We start from the raw sequence: 17,720 nt of genomic DNA on the forward strand, positions 1-17,720 counted from the left end.
AGCCTCACGTGTGGCGTCCGTTGCGGCCGCCAGGCGTCTGCCCTCCGGGCCTCCTCTCATTATAGAGAGCGCGCCGCCCGGGCAGCGCGTCGTCGCGCGTGTCCAAGGCGACGGCGCACTGCATCATGTCGGGTTCGTGCTGTTGGCGCACCCGGGTGAGGGGTCGTTTGGGCGTGTATCGATTTCCAGATTGACGCTTGACCTTTCCATCGATGCTGAGGTATACCCGTGCCGCCTATCGAGTGCGCATCCCATGATTTGGCAGATGCCCACTCTCCGGTTGTCCATCGTTCCATTTTGCTGACGACCAACACGGGTCGTTCTTCCTGAGGTGTGAACATGAATAAGCTCGCTCTCTTCGGTGCCGCTGCGCTTGCCACGGCTGTCTGCTTCTCCTCGGACGCGCGGGCCACTGGCGACGGCGACGTCTCGGGCGCGGCGCTGGACCTCGTTGTCGCGGGGACCAACACGGGCAATGGCGGCAGCTTCGTCACCAAGGCGGTCAAGGACGCCCTCGGCTGGACGAGCAGCCAGTGGACGTACTACTTCACCTACTCGACCCTGAGCGCGCAGCGCTGGTACGAGTACATCACCGCGGGCACCAACCTCGTCGAGGTCGACAACATCGCCGACGTCGACGCGGGCCAGATCATCGCGATCAACGCCACCGGCTCGTACACCGGCCACGCCGCCGTGATCATCGGCGAGCCGATCGACATCACGCCGCCGAACGCGTTCTATACACCGTACGTCACGGGGACGAAGCAGTGGGCGCTGCCGATTGCCGACTCCACGGGCAGCGAGCACGGCCAGAATGCGTCGTACCCCGACAGCCGTCGCGTCAGCGGCGTCTTCACGGCGAACATCCCCGGCACGGCCTACATGCGGCTCTACACGGACGCCACGACGGGCGAGATCCTGTCGTACTCGTGGAGCGTGACCAGCACCAACGACGCCAACGTCTTCGATCAGAGCGAGCGTCCGTTCGCCATCGGCGAGCTCACCGTCTCCCCCTGAACGAAGCTTCTCCGCGCGCCAACCGTGGCGCTCGATGCTCCCAGGGCGCGTCCAGCAGGACGCGCCCTCCCGGAAGCGCTCTCCCTCCCATCCCCTTCTCATCTCCAGCATGGATGCCACCGACGCCGGGTGGGCGTCGGCGTGGCATTGCACGCGTCGCCGAATTCGGCGATGACGCAGGGCGAAGCCGGAGCGACGTCCGGCCTCGCAGCCACGTGCGCCCTTACCCCCGCGCGGTCAGGCTCGCGACGAGCCCCGCCGAACGCACCACTCGTTCGAGCGGATCGTGGTCCACGACCTCGGGCGCGCTCGTCACATGCGCCTCGCGCGTCCCGCGCACGCGCGCCTCGGCCGCCGAAAGCACCGTCGCGATGTATTCGTCGACCTGGTGGAGCGTCTCCGGTGGCGCGGGCAGCTCCTTCGCGAGCGTATCGGCCGCCGTGAGCGCCGAGCCGAGCCGCCGCGCATAGGTCACGAGCAACATCGCGTCCGCGGCGGCGTCCTTGTCGCCGAGGGGCTCGGCCAGCAATCGCTCGAGCGAGACCTCCGCTTCGCCGAGCGCCACGCCCGTCGACCGTCGCGCCGAAACCACGCGCTCTTCCACGCCTGCGGCTCCTCGATCCGCCGCGGACGTGAGCACGACGTGCGCATAGGACGCGAGAGCGCCCAGCATTGAGGCGAGTGCGTCCGGCAAACGTTTTTGCTCCGACGACGGCAGGAAGATCGCTGCGGCCACGACCGCGATGACGCCTCCGAGGCCCACGGCGCCCACGCGCTCCGCCGCGGTTTGCCAGTCGCCGAGGTGCCGCTCGGCGAGCAGGACGAACACCGGCGTGAGGAACACCGTGAAAAGGCCGCGGCTCTGCGGCTGCGTCGCGACGGCGGCGACGAGCAGCGGGACCATGAGCGTGCTGAGCACGACCGGCGACGTGACGGTGAGCGTGATCGCGGCCGCCACGATGCAGCCGAGCACCGTCCCCACGACACGCTCGAGCGCGCGCTGGAGGGTCGCCCCGATATGAGGTTGCAGAATGACGAGGGTGGTCAGCGTCACCCAGTTGGAATGGCCTGGCAAAACGAGGGAGCCCGCGATGGACGCCACGCTGACGGCGCACGCCGAGCGAAGGCCGTGGCGCAAAAGGACCGAGTGCGGAAAGAGCGCGTCGCGTATGGCGCGGAGCCCCGCGCGGAGCTCCGAGACGGGTGAGCCCGCGTCCGCGCGTGGAGGCAGCGGCGCGTGCTCGATCGCGGGCGCGCCGAGCGGCTCGTCGAGGTGTTTCGCGAGGGTGAGCGCGGCGCGCGCCTCCGACGCGAGGTGATCCGCGAGCGCGCCGGCCCGCGACGTCGTGGCGCCGTCTTTGGGCACGCGCGCGGCGGGCGGCGCCTTCGGGCTCGATCGGAGCGCGCGCGCCCCGAGAATGCGATGAATCTCGGCATAGGGGGACGCGATGTCCCCGAAGCGCGCGGCAGGCTCGGCGCGCGCCTCTTTCGGGAGGGCCTCGACCTCTTGCACGAGCGTGGCGAGCCGCGGGAATTGCGCCTCGGCCGCGCCGAGGAGCAGGCTCGTATTGCTGCCGAGCCGCGTGTCCCCCTCGCGGCGCGCGCGCATTGCGAGCGCCATTTCGCGCGCGGCTTCGAGCGCGTCGCGAATGCGCCGGTGGTGCTGCCGGAGGAGCGCTCCCCATCGCGGGTCGTCCCGGGGGATGTCGAGCATGGCCGGGCTCCCGGCCTCGGACGCATAGGCGGCGAGCTCCTCGTACACGCGCGCGAGCGAGCGACGTACGGGCAGGTGCGTCCAGATGGGCCACACCACCGACGAGATCAGGACGGCCAGCGTGGTGCCGAGCCCAAAAAACATGGCGTCGCGCAGCGGCGAAGGCTCCGGGCGGCCGCTCGCGATCGCCGCACCGATCGCGGCCATCAGCCCGACCTGCGAGGCCGTCGGACCCGCGGCGCGAACGATCCCCGCGGAGAACGCGATCGCCGCGAGCGCGAGCGTCGAGAGCCCGCGCGAGCCTGCGCAGGCCTCGGTGAGCCCGACGGCCGCCGGACCGGCGATCGCGAAGACGGCGAGGGCCTTCGCGCGCGTCGCCCGCGAGCCGCCCGGGTCGGCCAGGGCGCCGAGCCACCCGCCGAGCGCCGTCCACGTGAGCTCCGGGCGCGCGTACGCAGCCGCCAGATAAAACGGCGGCAGCACGAGCAGCGCCGCGCGAAACCCTCGCGCGACGTCGGGCACCGCCAGCGTCAGGGGACCCGTCGAGCCGAGGAGAGCACGAAGCCGCATCGCGTCGCGTGCGTCAGGGTAGCGCGGGCCGCGCGTCGCTGCGAAGGGAGACCGTCGGCACCGCGCGCTTTCCCGCCTCGAGGGCTCAGGGGTGGGTGTAGACGACCGTCCCGCCCCGCAGCGAGAGCCCCGCGTGCCAGGTCGTGGGCACCTCGGGGGTCGTCCAGCCAAACAGCCACGCCGCGTCCCTCGGCGCGAGGTTCACGCAGCCGTGGCTCCGGGGCGTCCCGAAATCGTCGTGCCAGTAGGCCGCGTGGAGCGCGTATCCCTCGTTGAAGTACTGCACGAACGGCACGTCGCGCAGGTCGAACTCGTCGCCCACCTCGTCGCCGTCCATCGTCACGCTCACGTGCTTCGTGTGAATGCGAAAAACGCCCTGGATCGTCGAATGCGTCTTTTTCGGGTCGCCGAGCCCGTCCGCGCCGGTGCTCACGAGCGTCACGTAGACCGGCTTCGTCCCCTCGTAGGCCACGAGGCTTTGCTTCAGGATCGACACGTCGATCCATTTCTGCCCCGCGAGCGCCCAGCCCGGCGGCCGCGTCATCGGGTCGATGCGCACCACCTGATCCTCGCGCACCCACGACCCGTCGCGCGCTTCGAGGTACGTGGCGCCTCCCGAGCGGATCGATTTCCCCGTGATCGGAACGGCCTCGCGATGGCCGAGCTTCGTCGCCCCTCCGAGCCCGCCAGGCGTGGACGTGTATCGCATGGCGTGCCGGCTCTTCACGAAGGCCACCGGCAAAGGCACGTCGCCGAGGGGCAAACCCTGGAAGGGCGACGTCCGGATGACCCGCGTGCGATCGAGGGGGATCACCGCGAGCTCCGTGGTCAAACCATAACGACGGTCCTCGTGATCGAACGTCGACAGCAGGGCAAACCCGCTCCGGCCCTTGGCGCGCCCCACGACGAGCGTATCCGCGCCGCGCGACACGCCGGCGAGCGGCGGCGCCGCGAGCCCGTAGAGCAGGGCCCCGGGCGTGGGATCGGGCGGCGGGGGCGCGACGAATTGTGGATCGAGCGCCGTCTGCGCGACCTTGCGGAGGTGGCCCGCGAGATCCGGCTCCACGACGCGCAGCTCGGCGTCGGTCGGCAGGCGCGCGTACAGGTGCGGCGGCGGATTGCGCGACATCACGTACGTGTAGGGCAAACCGTCGCGCGAGGGCCGCGTCGCGGCGGCTTCCACCACGGGGTGATGAATGTCGAGCGTCGCGTTCGTCCCGACGCACACGTAGCCGCGCGGCTTGATGTGGTACCAGCCGCCTTCGCAATTGGCGCGGCTCTTCGGCTTCTCGTCGCGCGTGACGATGGCGCCGGCGCGCAGGTATCCGATGCGCCGGCTCCGCCAGCGGGGCTCGGCGTAAATCCACGTCTCTTTCGCGAGGCTCGCGAGCTCGAAGACCTCGGCCTCGGGCTTTTTCGGCGGCTCTTTCGCCGGCTCGATGGGCTCTTCCGGCTCCTCGGGCACGGCGGGGGCCTCGGGCTCCGCGAGCACGAGATTCGCGGGCGCGGCCGGGTCCGGCGGCAGATCCGGCGTATCCACCGTCGCCTCGGCGGGCGGCGCGGGCGCGGGCGTGGGCGCGGCCGGCGGCGGCGCAGGGGGCGGCGCGGGGGCCTGTGTGGGCGTCGCGAGGGCGGGCAGCGGCGTCGTTTTGGGGAGAGAATCCGGCGCGGGAGAGGCCACCTCCTGGCCGACGCTCGGCTCCAGCAACGGACAACCCGTCGCAAAGCTCGCGATGGCCACGGTGGCGAGGAACGATGAGGCCCGCATGAACGGCCCGCTACCAGGCCTCGTTTGCGCGGGCCAAGTTCCTGCCGGATGGACATGCGCGCCGTCGGGATGGTACCGTCCCCACATGGCTTATCGATCCCTCGGAACCCTGGGCTTTTCGTATGGTGTGGGCCTCGCGGCGGCCCTCGCGCTCGTGGTCGGATGCGGCGGCGGAGGCGGTCGCGGGGGAGGGGACGGCGGCAGCGGCGGAAGCGGCGGAAGCGGCAGCGGCGCGAGCGGCAGCGGCGGAAGCGGCAATGGCAGCGGCGAAGGCGGCGCGGGCGCGGGCAGCACGGGCTCCGGGTTCGGAGCTTGTGACAACGCGCCGACCTTCGAGGGGGACGGGACCTATTACGCTGCGAACGGCTCCGGTGCGTGCAGCTTCGACGCCTCCTCCGACGCCCCGCTGCTCGTCGGGGCCATGAACGCCGAGGACTACGCGAATTCGGGCGTCTGCGGCGCGTGCGCGCAGGTGAAAGGGCCGAACGGCGAGGTCACGGTGCGCATCGTCGATCTCTGCCCCGAATGCGTGCACGGCGACATCGACCTCTCGCCCGACGCCTTCGCGAAGCTCGCGCCGCTCGAAGACGGCCGGATCCCGATCTCCTGGCAGTTCGTCCCTTGCGACGGCCAGGGGCCGATCGTCTATCATTTCAAGGAAGGCTCGAACCAGTGGTGGACCGCGGTGCAGATCCGCAACCACCGGAATGCGATCGCCAAGCTCGAATGGAAGAGCGACGACGGCGCCTGGCACGAGGTCCAGCGGCTCGATTACAACTATTTCGTCGAGGACAAGGGCATGGGCCCGGGGCCGTACACGATCCGCGTCACCGACGTTTACGGCAGCGTGCTCGAAGACAGCGGGATTCCCTTCGTCGAGGCGGGCGATGCGCCCGGACAGGGGCAGTTCCCCGCCTGCGGGATGTGAGACGACGACATGCAAGCAGCCGAGCTTCCGCCCTGGTGGGCGCGGACGACCGTCTACCAGATCTACCCCCGCTCTTTCCTCGACACGAACGGCGACGGAATCGGGGATCTGCCGGGGATCGTGCGGAAGCTCGACTGGCTCCGGGACCTCGGCGTCGAGACGCTCTGGATCTGCCCGTTTTATGGTAGCCCCCAGCAGGATCTCGGGTATGACGTCTCCGATTACGATGCCGTCGCGCCGGAGTACGGCACGCGGGACGACGTCCGCCGCCTCGTCGACGAGGCCCACGCGCGCGGCCTGCGCGTCGTCGCGGACATGGTCCTGAACCACACCTCGATCGAGCACCCCTGGTTTCGCGAATCCCGCTCCAGCCGGACGAACCCGAAGCGAAATTGGTACCTCTGGCGCCCCGGGAAGAAGCCCGGCGGGAAAGCGCCGCCGAACAACTGGCGCTCGCTCGTCGGGCCACGCGGATGGCACTGGGACGAACGCACGCAAGAATGGTACTGGGCGAGCTTCTTGCCGTTCCAGCCCGACCTCGATTATCGCAACCCCGAGGTTCAGGAGGCCATGCTCGGCGTCGTCCGCCGCTGGCTCGCGTTCGGCTTCGACGGCCTCCGGCTCGATATCTTCCACGCGATCTTCAAGGACGAACGCTTCGAGGACAACCCCTTTCGGGCCCGCCTGCTCCCGAGCGAGGACGATCCCGACGGGTTCTTGCAATCCTACCGGCGCACGCTCCACCACCCGGAGACCATCGCCTTCGCCCGCACGCTCCGGCGCGTCGCCGACGAATTCCAGGATCCGCCGCGTTTCCTCGTCGGCGAGGTCTTCGGGCAGCCGAGCGAGCTGCGGCGGTATTGCGTGGGGGATGAAAGCTGCGACGGCCTCCACAGCGTCTTTCTGTTCAAGGCCATGCGGACGCCGTTCACGGCGGCGGGGTTTCGTGAGCTCGTGCTCGAATTCGAGCGCGAGATGCCGGCGCCGCTCGTGCCCACGTGGGTCTTCGGCAATCACGATCGCGCCCGGCGCGGCGAGCGGCTCGGCTACCACCCCGAGCGCGAAAAACTCAGCGCCGCCGTGCAGCTCACCGCCCGCGGCATCCCGTTCATCTATTACGGCGAGGAAATCGGCATGCGGGACCTCGAGTTGCCGCTCGCCACCGCGAAGGACCCGCTCGCGCGGATGTACCGGTTCCTCCCCGACGTCGTCGCGCAGAAGCTCCACGCAGCCGGCGTGCTCCTGAACCGCGACGCCTGCCGCACGCCGATGCAATGGTCCGGCGCGCCGAACGCGGGTTTTTCGAGCCCCGGCGTCACGCCCTGGCTGCCGGTCCACCCCGCGGCGGTGACCGTCAACGTCGAGGCGGAGGAGCGGGATCCCGCCTCGATCCTGCATTGCTACAGGCGCCTGCTCCGGCTCCGCCAAACCCGCCCGGCGCTCCAGGCCGGCGCGCTCGATCTCTATCCCGCCAGCGCGCTCCCGGCCGAGGTCCTCGCCTATCGCCGCACGTTTGGCGACGACGTCGTCACCGTGCTCCTTCATTTCGACGACGCGACGAGGCGCGTGCGGATCCCAGGGGATTGCCACGTCCCCCTCGCTTCCACGTATCCCGCGGCGCTCCCGATTCGCGACGGCGAGGCCGTGCTGCGTCCTTACGAGGCGCTGCTTCTCGGTCGATAATTCCGCCGGCGACGGATCGTCCGATTCATGCCCGGACACGAAAGTTCTTTTCCGTACTCCGGGGCGTCGCTACCCTCTTCGGCTGTAAGGAGCACTTATGCGAACCTACAGCTTATTCTCTCTCGGCATCCTCGTGGCTCTGACGGCGACCGCTGCTTGCGGCGGTGGTGGCGGCGGTGGTGGTAGCGGCGGTGGTGGTAGCGGCGGTGGTGGTAGCGGCGGCAATGGCGCCACGGGCGGCAATGGCGGCTCGGGGGCCACGGGCGGCGCGGGTGGCAATGGTGGCAATGGTGGCAATGGTGGCACCGGCGCCGCGGACGCCGTGACGGGCAGCGCGAAGGACGTTTACCAGCCGACGACCGGCGAGGTCGTCGTGAAGAGCGAAGCCTGGACGAAGATCGAGGCCCTCGTCGACCAGGGCGGGACCGTCCAGACCTTCCCAGGCACGATCGACGCCGATGGCAACATCTCGATCCCCGGCGTGCCCGTGGGCCCGTATCTCCTCGCCCTCGAGGGCCCGCCGCCCGCGGTTCAGAATGCCCAGCCGCTCCGCACGTTCGTCGCGACCGACGCGCGGACGCTCGACATCGGCCGTCTGTACAGCGGACGGCGCGATCTCGCGCCCATCTCGCAGCCGACGTACGTCTCGATCGACGCGACCCTCGGCGTGCCCCTGCAGGTGGCCACGTTCGACGACCTGGGCAACCAGACAGGGTTTTACGACGAGATCCAGATCTATTCGCGCAACGGCACCGTCCTCGCCTATGTCTCCCCCGCGGCGAGCCCCCCGGAGGACAACCCGCCCCAGAACGGCGAGACCCAGCTCGGTGGCTGGAAGATCAATGCGCAGGATCAGTTCATCGATTTCGGCGGCGGGCCCGCGCTGATCGACGGGAGCAAAGGGGACGAGGTCACCGTCCTGCACGGCGTGACGGCGCAGGTCGGCATGCCGTCGGCCGACGGCAACCCCTGGAATGGCTACACGTACACGGCCATCGCCGAGAGCATGCAAGCGATGCCGGTCACCATGACGAACGGGGGCTCGAGCGTGCTGAAGGGCACCTTCGCCCCGGCCCCGCAGAAGACCTTCGACCTCGATTACAAGGGCGCGGCCTTCAATGCCCTCCTGCCGAACACCCCGCTCAACGGCCATTTCGTCGGCATCAGCGTCGAGTACGAGCCGAGCGTGCCCGAGCCGGCCATCGGTTCGTTCTCCACGCTGCTCGCCATGGCCGCATTGAACGGGACCGCGTATTCGAACCCGGATCCCGCCTGCCATGGGAACGGCTGCGATCCGGCCGCGTGCCCGAGCGGCTGCGACGCGGGGACCCTCGTGATGGCCGGCGACCACGCGCATTCCTATTCCTACGGCAATCCGTTCACGGACGGGCAAACGTTCGGCGCCCTGAGCATCTCGTTCACGAAGAGCGTCCGGACGCTCCTGCCCGAGAACACCTCGGAGTCGCTGCGCGGAAACCTCACCATGTCCGCGCCGGTGGAGGAGATCACCGGCAAGCCGCTCGCGCCGACCCTCGGCCTGCCGCAGAACATCAAGGTCGCCGGCAAAGACACGCCCTACGATCAGGTGACCTCGGGCGTGGGCGTGACGCCGGAGATCACCTGGACCGCGCCGTCCCTGGGCACCCCCACGCGATATCGCGTGACCGTCGTCGACACGACGGATCTCACGGACGCGAACGGTGGCATGTCGACGCGGCGCAACGTCGCGCACGTGTACGTCAAGAGCCCGAACGTGAAGCTCCCCGAGGGGCTCCTGCAGGCCGGAAAATTCTATTACATCCAGGTCATGGCCACGGCGCGCGACAACGACGATTTCGCGGCCCCGTTCAGGAACACGCAACGCATCGCGAGCGCGACCATGTTCACGGGCGTCATCACGCCCTGATCCCCCGCCCCGCCCCGCGGACGAACCTCCCTCAGGACGGTTGGTCCGCGGGCTTTCCCCCCGACAGCTCCTCCAGCAGCATGTTCACCAGCATGAAGCCGTCGAACCGGCGCTGGCCTTCTTCCTCGTGCGCCTCGGCCCACCCAATGGCCAGCGTGAGCGGGAAGATCGTGGGCTCGCCGCCGAGCAGGCGGGCGGCCACGCGCGAGAGCGCGAGCGACATGCGAATCGAGATCGGCAGCCGCCGGACCACCGCCTCGCCGAGCTTCGTGCAGTTCTCCGCCGGTGACGTCACGAGATACTCGCGGCAGCCCGAGGGGCGCGAGGTGTAGGCCGCGCACGCGCCGCCTTCGAGGAACGGACACGCGATGCCCTGGCGATGCCACGCGACGAGGAGCTTGCGCAGCTCGTTGTCGTTCGACATCCCCGAGAACGAGGCCTCGTCGAGCCCGAACGATTCGAGCGCCGCCTCGGCGTCGACGACCCGCGTGAGCACCGCCTCCTGCCGCGCCTCGGGCATCGCCGAGACGAGGTCGTGGATCATGAACGCCTCGGGCGGCGAGATGGGCACGAGCTGGTAACAGCAGGAATCACAGCCCTTCTTGCACGAGACGGCCCCGAGCGTCGGCAGGTGTTTCTTGACGCCGAGCGCGACGATCTGGTCGTCGAGCGGCATCACCAGCCGCGAGAGGTCCGAGAGCCGCATCGGCTCGGCGGGGATGGCGAGGTTCGCGCGCAGCGTGCCCTCGGGCGTGCCGAGCTCGAAGGTAAACCTGCTTTTCAAGGGTTCCGGCATGGCGAGGCCCCGAGCCTATCACGGACCGGCGCGGCCGCACACGCGGCGCGCGAGGGCGGCGCCCGTCCGCCCCCGTCCGCGCCGCGCCGTGCCGTTCATTCCATTTCGCCTCGCGCGCTCTCCTTGGGCGGCGCGGCGATATCGAGGTCCAGGACGGCGACCTGACCCTCGTCGACCTGGACACCCTCGGTCTTCGCGGACGTGACCACGTTCACGGCATAATGGCCCTCCGGGAGCCCGGCGATCTTGTAAACGCCGTCCTTGTCGGTCACGGGAAACCGGATGTCGAGCCCCTGCTCGCGGCCGCGGTTCGTCGCGACGAGGATCTTGACGCCGGCGAGGGGCGTGCCGCCCGCCGTGACGCGGCCACGAATCTCGCCTTTGCCCGTGGGGTGAATCGTGATGTCGCGCTCGGTGACGTTGCCTTCCTGCACGCGCACCGCGGTCGACGTGCGCTGATGGCCATACACGAGCTCGAGGAGGGTGTTGCCCGGCGGGATCGAATCGAACCGGAACTCGCCGTCCTCGTCGGCGACCGTGTTGACGTACCCGATCGCGCGCTGCATGAGCGTGAGCCGCGCGCCGGGCAGCGGGCTGCCGTCGCCCTTGCGCGCCACGCCGGTGATGCTGCCGCCGGCCGACATGACGAGCTCGAGGGGTTTGGCGAGCTTGCAACCGGTCATGTCGACGACGACCGTGCTCGGCGCATGCTCGCCGTCGTAGCCATGGACGGCGACCTTGCCCGAGGGCGCGTGCTCGATGCGGAAATGCCCCTGTTCGTCGCTCTCTGCGCGGCTCGCGGCCTCCATCGAGACCTCGCTCGTCCCACCTGCGAAGCGGGCCTCGGCGTCCACGAAGACGTCCGGCAGCGGGTTTCCGGAGCCGTCGCGCACCGTGCCTTCGAGGACGCAGCCGTCCCCGAGCATGAGCTCGACCTCACGCGTATCGGAGGCCGAAGCGAGCTCGACGGGCGTCGAGAATGCGGGGGCGTGGTCGACCGCGGTCGCGCGGACGACGACGGGCCAGCCCGGGAGCTGATCGAGCTCGAAGGTGCCGTCGGTCCCCTCGAACCGCTTGGAAAGGAGCGGCGTGGGCGCGGCGAAGCTATCCGGCGCTGCGGTGAGCACGTCGATCACGAAGCGCGGAATCGGAGCGCGATCGGCGTCGAGCACGCGGCCCCGGACGCGGCCGCTCTGCGTCAGGAGCATGCTGACGGTCTCGCCGGTCTGCGCGGGCACGAAGGAGGGGCTGAATCCGGGCTTGTTCGCGACGATCTGGTAGGTGCCGTCGGCGAGGCGCATCTCGAACCGGCCTTCGGCGTCGGTCTCGAGCGACGCGGCCGTGGTCGGGAGGTTGCCGGCGATGGCGAAGCTCGTGGCCGAGACCTGCACGCCCGCGAGGGGCCTTCCGTCGACCGAATAGACGCGACCCGAGATCGTCTTCGCTTGCTCGTCGCCCGGCTCGTCCGAGGGGAAGAGGCCACGATTGACGTATTTCGCGCGAGCGTCGGGCACCGAGGCGTCCTCCGCGTCGGCGGCGTGGCTGGGCGTGGTGGAAGGCCAGAGAAGAAAGGCGCCGAGGACGATCGCCGGCACGGTCCCGAGCGTGGCCCATCCGGCAGGGGAGCGAAAGAAAGGCTTTTTCTGGTTCGTGGGCAGGTGCATCGTGTGACCTCGACATCGTGTCGGCCAAAGGGATGGATTCGAAGGGTTCCGGCGGTAGAGATACGGGCGCCGCCGTGTCGAGCGGCGGCGCCCGTATTTCGTCGTTTCAGGCCGACGGTCCGGCCTCACCGCGCTGCTACATCAGTAGGTCCACGCCTCGATCGAGGAGACGTACGGGTAGCCCTTGTACTTCAGGACGCCGGCAAACCCGTCGTAGTGCTCGCCGACGTGCATGTACTCGACCTCGAGCGAGAGACCCCAGTCATTGAAGCCGCGGCAATACACGTCGCTCGCGATGGTGGTCGGGAAGTTGATGTAGCTGTTGCCGAGGCAGCTCAGGTAGCCCTTCGACTTGCGCTCGAGCAGGTCGCACTCCTCGCTGATGAGGTAGCCCTGGTTGTACCACTCGGACACGTAGAGGCACGCCTTGCCGGCGTCCTTGTAAAGGTAGGGAATCAACGTTCCGGCGTCGTCGTCATTGACGTAGACCGCGAGCGGTTTCCCCTCCTCGATGGCCATGGCGGCGCTGGAGGGCACGATCATCGCGGCGACGAACGCAAACGAAAGCAGCTTCTTCATGGTGTGTTTCTTTCCCCCGTATCGAAGCAGGTGTGTCGTTAGCTATTGCTACTTGGCTCGCCTTCGAGGAGCTGCGGGATGCACCTCCACGGGGCGCTCCGATCCGAAGCGAATTGCGTCATCGAGGAGCGCCTCTTCGTCAGCAGCTCCTATGCATGAATTGTTACCAAGCGACCTCGGACAAGCAAGCCGCGCTGGAGATTTTTGTTACCACCTCTCCATTCGACACTGCATTCGGAGCCACGCACGTGGACGTACCCGCGAATGCGCGCGCGCGCGGCGCCGGACGGCCGCCGATCGGGTTCGCCGCCGGAGCGGAGGCGATCACGATCGGCGAGGAGACGCGTCCGAGCACGCAAAGGATGATGCGGTGCCAGAGCCCCACGTTGCGTCGAAATCCCGCCCACGCGCGCGCCCGAGCGTCACGCGTTTTTCGCGGCTGGTGTTTGGCCTGGCCGCACGCCGTCCTCGGAGGCATTCGCATGCCGCGGGCGAATGGTATGGGTGGATTCGACGCGCGGAATCGCGCAAATCGGGAATGGCAGCGGAGCCGCGCCGCCGTCGTCGCCGGAGAAGCTATGCCGCGGGCTGGCCCGCGCTGCGCTCGGTGCGCGGCAGGGCGCTCTCGGGCCCCGACACCGGAGGCGCGGGCGCCTTCTCGGGGCCCTCGATGCCGAGCGTGGCGAGCGGCGGCATCGTGAGGCCGCACAGGTACATGGCCGAGGCGATGTCGTCGAGGAAGTCCTGCATCACGGCCCCAGGATCCCGCTTCTTGAGCCCCACCGCGAGCGCGTACCGCGCCCCCTCGCTGCCCGGTCGGCCAAACGAGAGGAGCCCTTGGCGCAGCCATCGCTCGAAGAGCTTCTGTTTGTCCGCGTTGTATCGCCCCGTGAGCGTCAGCTCCACGACGAGCCGCTCGCCGAGCGACTGGTGTCCACGCTCCTCCTCGACGATCTTGCGGACCACCTTGCGGTACGGCTCGAAGCTGCATTCCTCGTATTCGCGGAGCTGCCAGAAGCCGCCGCGGTCGTAAAGGAACTGCGCCATCGCGAGCTCGTAGAAGCTCGCGGGGAGGGGCACGGGGCGCGCTGCGAGGCGCGCATTCACGACGGGCTCGATGCTCTCGCCCGTGAAATCATGGTACATGCGCGCCACGGCCTCGTAGTGCTCGAGCTCCTCGCGGATGTGCCAGGTGAAGTGCTTGAGCCAGCGCATCTCCGGGACGAATTCGAGGCCGTGGCCGAAGATGTGCGCCGCTGCGAGCTCGCGGTAGGCCTGCCCCTGCATCATCTGGACGAGCGTCCGCTGCCGGCGGTCGTCGACGCCGGATTCTGGTGCTTTCGTCATTTCCCCCCCCTATTGGTACTTCATGGACTCCGCGAAGCTTCGCCCCGGAGGGCCTTCGCGGCGAGACCGTCTTCCACTTCGCCCACGACCATCGCCGCGAGGCGTTCGATCGAATCACGCCCCTCCTCGGCCGTGGCCTCGGCAGGCGCGCCCGTATAGGCATCCGTGATTCCCATGGCGAGGAAGCTCGTCTTGCCCTGACGGATGCCGTCCGAGAGGCTGATTTCGAGCGCCGGGAGCGCCGTCATGCGGGCGCGATCGACGGCGTCCGGGGCAGCCGCGAGGAGGATGGACGTCTCGTACCGCCCCGCATGACACGCGCCGCTCTTGAACTCCGCCGAGAGCGTGCGCGCCCAGCGACGTGTGAGCGGCGAAGCCACGGAGGCCCGGCCCGCGGGCAATCCGTCGAGCGAGGCCCTCACCGCGGCGTCGTGCGCGGGCTCGAGGTGGTTCGAAACCAGGCAAACATGGCAAAACCCCGCCTGGAGATACCCGTCGATCACGGCGCGCAGGAACGCAATGAGCGCCGCCTCCGTGACCGTGACGGCGCCGGCGAACCCTTCGGCGAAGCGCGTGACGCCATAAGGCACGCTCGGGCCGATCAACGCGACCGTCCCCCTCGCTTCGAGGAGCAGGGCCGCGCGCTCCGCCACGGCGTCGCCGATCATCGTGTCCGTCCCGAGGGGCAGGTGCGGGCCGTGGGGCTCGACAGAGCCGACCGGGACGAGCGCGACGGGCGGTGTGGGACCCGAGAGCAGGGATTGCAGCGTCTGGGTCGTGAGATCCGCGATGTAGAGGCGTCGTTCGCGCATGCCGGTCGTGGTTCTCGAAGGCCCTACCGGATAGCACGAACGCCGGGACATCGCGAGAGGAGGCAGAATCTCACGGTCCTGGCCTCCTGCTTGCATTCTGCGTTCGCGGGGCGGGGGCCGGGAAGCCCTGGAAATCGGGGGCAGGCGCGGAGAAATTCACGTCACGGCCGCCGTTCGCCCGAGCTCCGGGAATACTTTTGCGACCTTCGCGAGCAACCATTGCCCGTACGTCCCGCGAAACGCGTGCACGTCTTCGTGATCCCACCGCTCGTCCGCTCGGCCGTCCGCGCGGCTCGTGTCGATCGCCTGGATCTTCGCGTCCCAGCCCGGATCGAAGAAAAACGGCAAGCTGAGCCGGCTCCTCCCCGAGCGATTGTGGACGCGGTGCGGCGTGGATCGATAGAGCCCGCCCGTCATGCGATCGAGCATGTCGCCGATGTTGCACACGAACGATCCGGGGACGGGCGGCGCCTCGATCCAGCGGCCGCCCGATTTCACCTGCAATCCACCGGCGTCGTCCTGCCGGAGGATCGTGAGCAGGCCATAATCGGTGTGCTCTCCGACGCCCCAGCCCTCGGACGCGTCGTCGGGAGGGGGGTAATGGAAGGCCCGGAAGAGGATCGTGGGGTCGCCCGTATATCGCTCGGCGAAATACGACGGGGGGAGGCCGAGGCCGAGGGCCATTCCTTCGAGGATCACGTGCCCGAGGCGGGTCATCTCGGCCATCCACGCGAGCACGGCCTCGCGGAAGCCCGGCAGGTCCGGGAAGAGGTTTTTCCCGTGCAGGGGGAGCCCGGCCCGGACGCGCGGGTGGTCGTCCTCGTGCTCGGCGCCGAAATAAATGCCCTCTTTGAGGTCGGGTTTGCCCGAGGTGAGCTCCCCGCCGACGGGGAAATACCCCCGCCACGCGCGGCCCGCCCTCTCCATGCGGATCTCCATCTTTCGATCGAGGTCCAGAGCGAAAAACGCCCGGCAGAGCGCGTCGAGGCGCGCGGCGAGGGCCTCGTCGACGCCGTGGCCCACGACGTAAAAGAAACCCGAGCCGCGGCAAGCCCGGTCGATCGCCCGCGCCGCGTGCTGTTTGTCCGGGCCGCCTCGCGTGAGCGGGGCGAGATCCACGATCGGGACGGCGGAGGCGCCTTCCGTCATCACGCCTCGGGGTGCTCGAGCCGCTGCCAGTCGAGGATCATCCGCGAGCCGAACTCCACGCGATCGACGTCCGCGAGGACCTCGGCCTCGATCGCGCGGCCGTTGCGGCGCACGCCGTTCGTGCTGCCCGTGTCGATGGCCCAGACGTCCGCGCCGATGCGGACGAGGAGGAAATGCACGCGGGAGACGTTCCTGTCGATCTCGCCGAGCGAGAGGCCACATCGTTCGTAGCGGCCGATGAGCAGGCCTTGTTCGAGCCGCTCGGCCGAGACGCGCCGCTTCGCCTTCGCCATGCCGGCCTGCAGGCGGATCGTCCCCCAGGCGATCTCGGGCTCCTCGTCGTCGCCGAGCAGGAGCGGCGAGGCTTGCGTGGTGACGCGCGAGGGCTCTTCGAGGCCGCGATACGGGCCGCCGCGCAGCCGCGGCGGAGGCAATGCGTCGACGCCGGCGCGTTTGTCGGCGGCGGTCGGGGCGCGCCGATCGACGAACGTGCGCGGCGGCATCGAGGTCCACGCGTCGCCCGCGCGCTCGGGCCACTTGACGGACGGCGAGCACGGCAAGAACCAGAGCGCGTACGCGCCGATCGAGACGTACGTGGGGCCGTCGGAGGCGAGCGCGCCGCTCTCTTGCCCGTCCTCGGCGCGGAAAGGCAGCTTCGTGTTGAGGTCCCAGACCTGGAGCTTCGGCGCGCCGCCCTCGGCGAGGACGAGCGCGGCCATGTGGCGCAGCGAGATCGCGGACGAAGCCAGTTGCAAGCGGCACTTCGTGTGCCGGCCGATGGTGAGCGGCGAGCCGGCCTCGCAGAGGACGCCGCCGGCGAGGCGCGCGCGCGGATCGATCGCCGCGACGGCGAAGCCGGGCTTTCGCGCGGCGGAGGCGAGCTCGGCGAGCCGGTCGTAGGCGACGAGGAACGCGGTGCGAGGCGGGGGCGCGGGGAGATTTTCGTCGGACGCGGCGAGGGCGGCCATCGTGCCGCGGTTGTCGAAAAGGGGACCAAATGTGCCCGTCTCTTCCCCGGGCTCCTCGTCGTCGTTTGCGCGCATCGCTCGGCGATCATTGGGGCATGGAAGCGGCGCGGAGGCAAGCTGGGGATCGATGGAGGAGCGTTGAGTCGGGCCGCCGCTTGCGGTAGCGTCGCGCCTCCGTCGGGCTGGAGGGGGAACGTTGCCCCGCGCCCGCGTGAACCGTTCCTGCGAGGAGCCACTCATGAAGCGCCCGATAGCGCTCGTATTTCCCTTGATCGCCCTTTTATGGGCCGTCGTTTTGCTCGCGTATCCACGCGCCGCCCAGGCCGCGACGACGATCCCGGGCGGCAACATCATCAACCAAACCTGGACCGTGGCCGGGAGCCCTTACATCGTGCAAGGGGACATCACCGTCCCCGCGGGCGCGAAGCTCACGATCCAGGCCGGCGTCGAGGTGCAGTTCGGCACGTCGGACGGCCTGGCGACGGGCAGGGACACCAGTGAAGTCGAGGCGACGATCCGCGGCACCCTGGAGGTGCAGGGGACCGCGGCGAGCCCCGTGAACTTCCGGTCCACGTCCTCGGGCGCGGGCCAGTGGTACGGCGTCGTCGTCGAGTCCACGGCCGTCCTCACGACGACGGAGCTCGTCGTGCAGCACGCGCAGTACGGGTTTCACGTGGCCGACGCGCAGCCCGCGCTCTCCGGGTTCACGGCGCACACGAACTCGTACGGCGTGTACTACACGGGGACGGGCGGCGGCTCGATCTCGAACGCGGTGATCCGGAACAACGGCAGCCGCGGCGTGTACATGTATTCGTCGGG

Annotated in this window: 14 protein-coding genes; 5 read left to right on the forward strand and 9 right to left on the reverse strand. The window is 69.3% G+C overall.

The features are described 5' to 3' along the window. Positions 1-339 precede the first annotated feature (339 nt). The gene (locus QHF85_RS35960) at positions 340-1,017 is read left to right on the forward strand and encodes a hypothetical protein (protein WP_281331923.1); all 678 of its coding nucleotides are present in this window, start codon (positions 340-342) and stop codon (positions 1,015-1,017) included. Positions 1,018-1,240: 223 nt separating this feature from the next. On the opposite strand, the gene QHF85_RS35965 is transcribed toward QHF85_RS35960, so the two are convergent. Together QHF85_RS35965 and QHF85_RS35970 are read right to left on the reverse strand one after the other, a co-directional pair. Continuing rightward, positions 1,241-3,301 carry an FUSC family protein gene (locus QHF85_RS35965; RefSeq protein WP_281331924.1) on the reverse strand — a complete coding sequence of 687 codons (2,061 nt, stop codon included), beginning with the start codon at positions 3,299-3,301 and terminating at the stop codon, positions 1,241-1,243. 85 nt (positions 3,302-3,386) lie between these two features. Continuing rightward, on the reverse strand, positions 3,387-5,069 hold the full coding sequence (locus QHF85_RS35970; protein ID WP_281331925.1) for a L,D-transpeptidase: 1,683 nt from the start codon (positions 5,067-5,069) through the stop codon (positions 3,387-3,389). 85 nt (positions 5,070-5,154) lie between these two features. Here QHF85_RS35970 and QHF85_RS35975 point away from each other — a divergent pair, with 85 nt between their 5' ends. The 3 genes from QHF85_RS35975 to QHF85_RS35985 all read left to right on the forward strand — a co-directional run bounded on the left by QHF85_RS35975 (position 5,155) and on the right by QHF85_RS35985 (position 9,586). After that, positions 5,155-5,997: an expansin EXLX1 family cellulose-binding protein gene (locus QHF85_RS35975; RefSeq protein ID WP_281331926.1), complete on the forward strand. Its 843-nt coding sequence runs from the start codon at positions 5,155-5,157 to the stop codon at positions 5,995-5,997. Between the two features lie 9 nt (positions 5,998-6,006). Further along, positions 6,007-7,680 carry an alpha-amylase family glycosyl hydrolase gene (locus QHF85_RS35980; protein ID WP_281331927.1) on the forward strand — a complete coding sequence of 558 codons (1,674 nt, stop codon included), beginning with the start codon at positions 6,007-6,009 and terminating at the stop codon, positions 7,678-7,680. Between the two features lie 97 nt (positions 7,681-7,777). Continuing rightward, positions 7,778-9,586 carry a hypothetical protein gene (locus QHF85_RS35985; RefSeq protein WP_281331928.1) on the forward strand — a complete coding sequence of 603 codons (1,809 nt, stop codon included), beginning with the start codon at positions 7,778-7,780 and terminating at the stop codon, positions 9,584-9,586. A 31-nt stretch (positions 9,587-9,617) separates the two neighbouring features. Here the strand turns inward: QHF85_RS35985 and QHF85_RS35990 are convergent, their stop codons facing one another. The 7 genes from QHF85_RS35990 to QHF85_RS36020 all read right to left on the reverse strand — a co-directional run bounded on the left by QHF85_RS35990 (position 9,618) and on the right by QHF85_RS36020 (position 16,976). Beyond that, positions 9,618-10,370: a YkgJ family cysteine cluster protein gene (locus QHF85_RS35990; RefSeq protein WP_281331929.1), complete on the reverse strand. Its 753-nt coding sequence runs from the start codon at positions 10,368-10,370 to the stop codon at positions 9,618-9,620. A gap of 107 nt (positions 10,371-10,477) precedes the next feature. Then, a complete protein-coding gene (locus QHF85_RS35995) occupies positions 10,478-12,046 on the reverse strand; it encodes a carboxypeptidase-like regulatory domain-containing protein (RefSeq protein ID WP_281331930.1) in 1,569 nt (522 codons plus the stop codon). A 141-nt stretch (positions 12,047-12,187) separates the two neighbouring features. Next, positions 12,188-12,625: a hypothetical protein gene (locus tag QHF85_RS36000; protein ID WP_281331931.1), complete on the reverse strand. Its 438-nt coding sequence runs from the start codon at positions 12,623-12,625 to the stop codon at positions 12,188-12,190. Positions 12,626-13,201: 576 nt separating this feature from the next. Then, positions 13,202-13,972, reverse strand: a complete 771-nt coding sequence (locus tag QHF85_RS36005) for a Phenylacetic acid catabolic protein (protein WP_281331932.1) — start codon at positions 13,970-13,972, stop codon at positions 13,202-13,204. A 20-nt stretch (positions 13,973-13,992) separates the two neighbouring features. Beyond that, entirely contained in the window at positions 13,993-14,784 is a 792-nt protein-coding gene (locus tag QHF85_RS36010) for a creatininase family protein (protein ID WP_281331933.1), read from the reverse strand. 156 nt (positions 14,785-14,940) lie between these two features. Then, positions 14,941-15,933 carry a 2-oxoglutarate and iron-dependent oxygenase domain-containing protein gene (locus QHF85_RS36015; protein WP_281331934.1) on the reverse strand — a complete coding sequence of 331 codons (993 nt, stop codon included), beginning with the start codon at positions 15,931-15,933 and terminating at the stop codon, positions 14,941-14,943. Further along, positions 15,933-16,976 carry an FHA domain-containing protein gene (locus QHF85_RS36020; protein WP_281331935.1) on the reverse strand — a complete coding sequence of 348 codons (1,044 nt, stop codon included), beginning with the start codon at positions 16,974-16,976 and terminating at the stop codon, positions 15,933-15,935. The genes QHF85_RS36015 and QHF85_RS36020 overlap by 1 nt, the downstream gene beginning before the upstream one ends. A 163-nt stretch (positions 16,977-17,139) precedes the next feature. On the opposite strand from QHF85_RS36020, the gene QHF85_RS36025 reads away from it, so the two are divergent. After that, on the forward strand, positions 17,140-17,720 hold a 581-nt coding region (locus tag QHF85_RS36025; protein ID WP_281331936.1), incomplete at its 3' end, for a right-handed parallel beta-helix repeat-containing protein.

This window comes from Polyangium sp. 6x1, assembly GCF_029946515.1.
Taxonomy (GTDB): domain Bacteria; phylum Myxococcota_A; class Polyangia; order Polyangiales; family Polyangiaceae; genus Polyangium.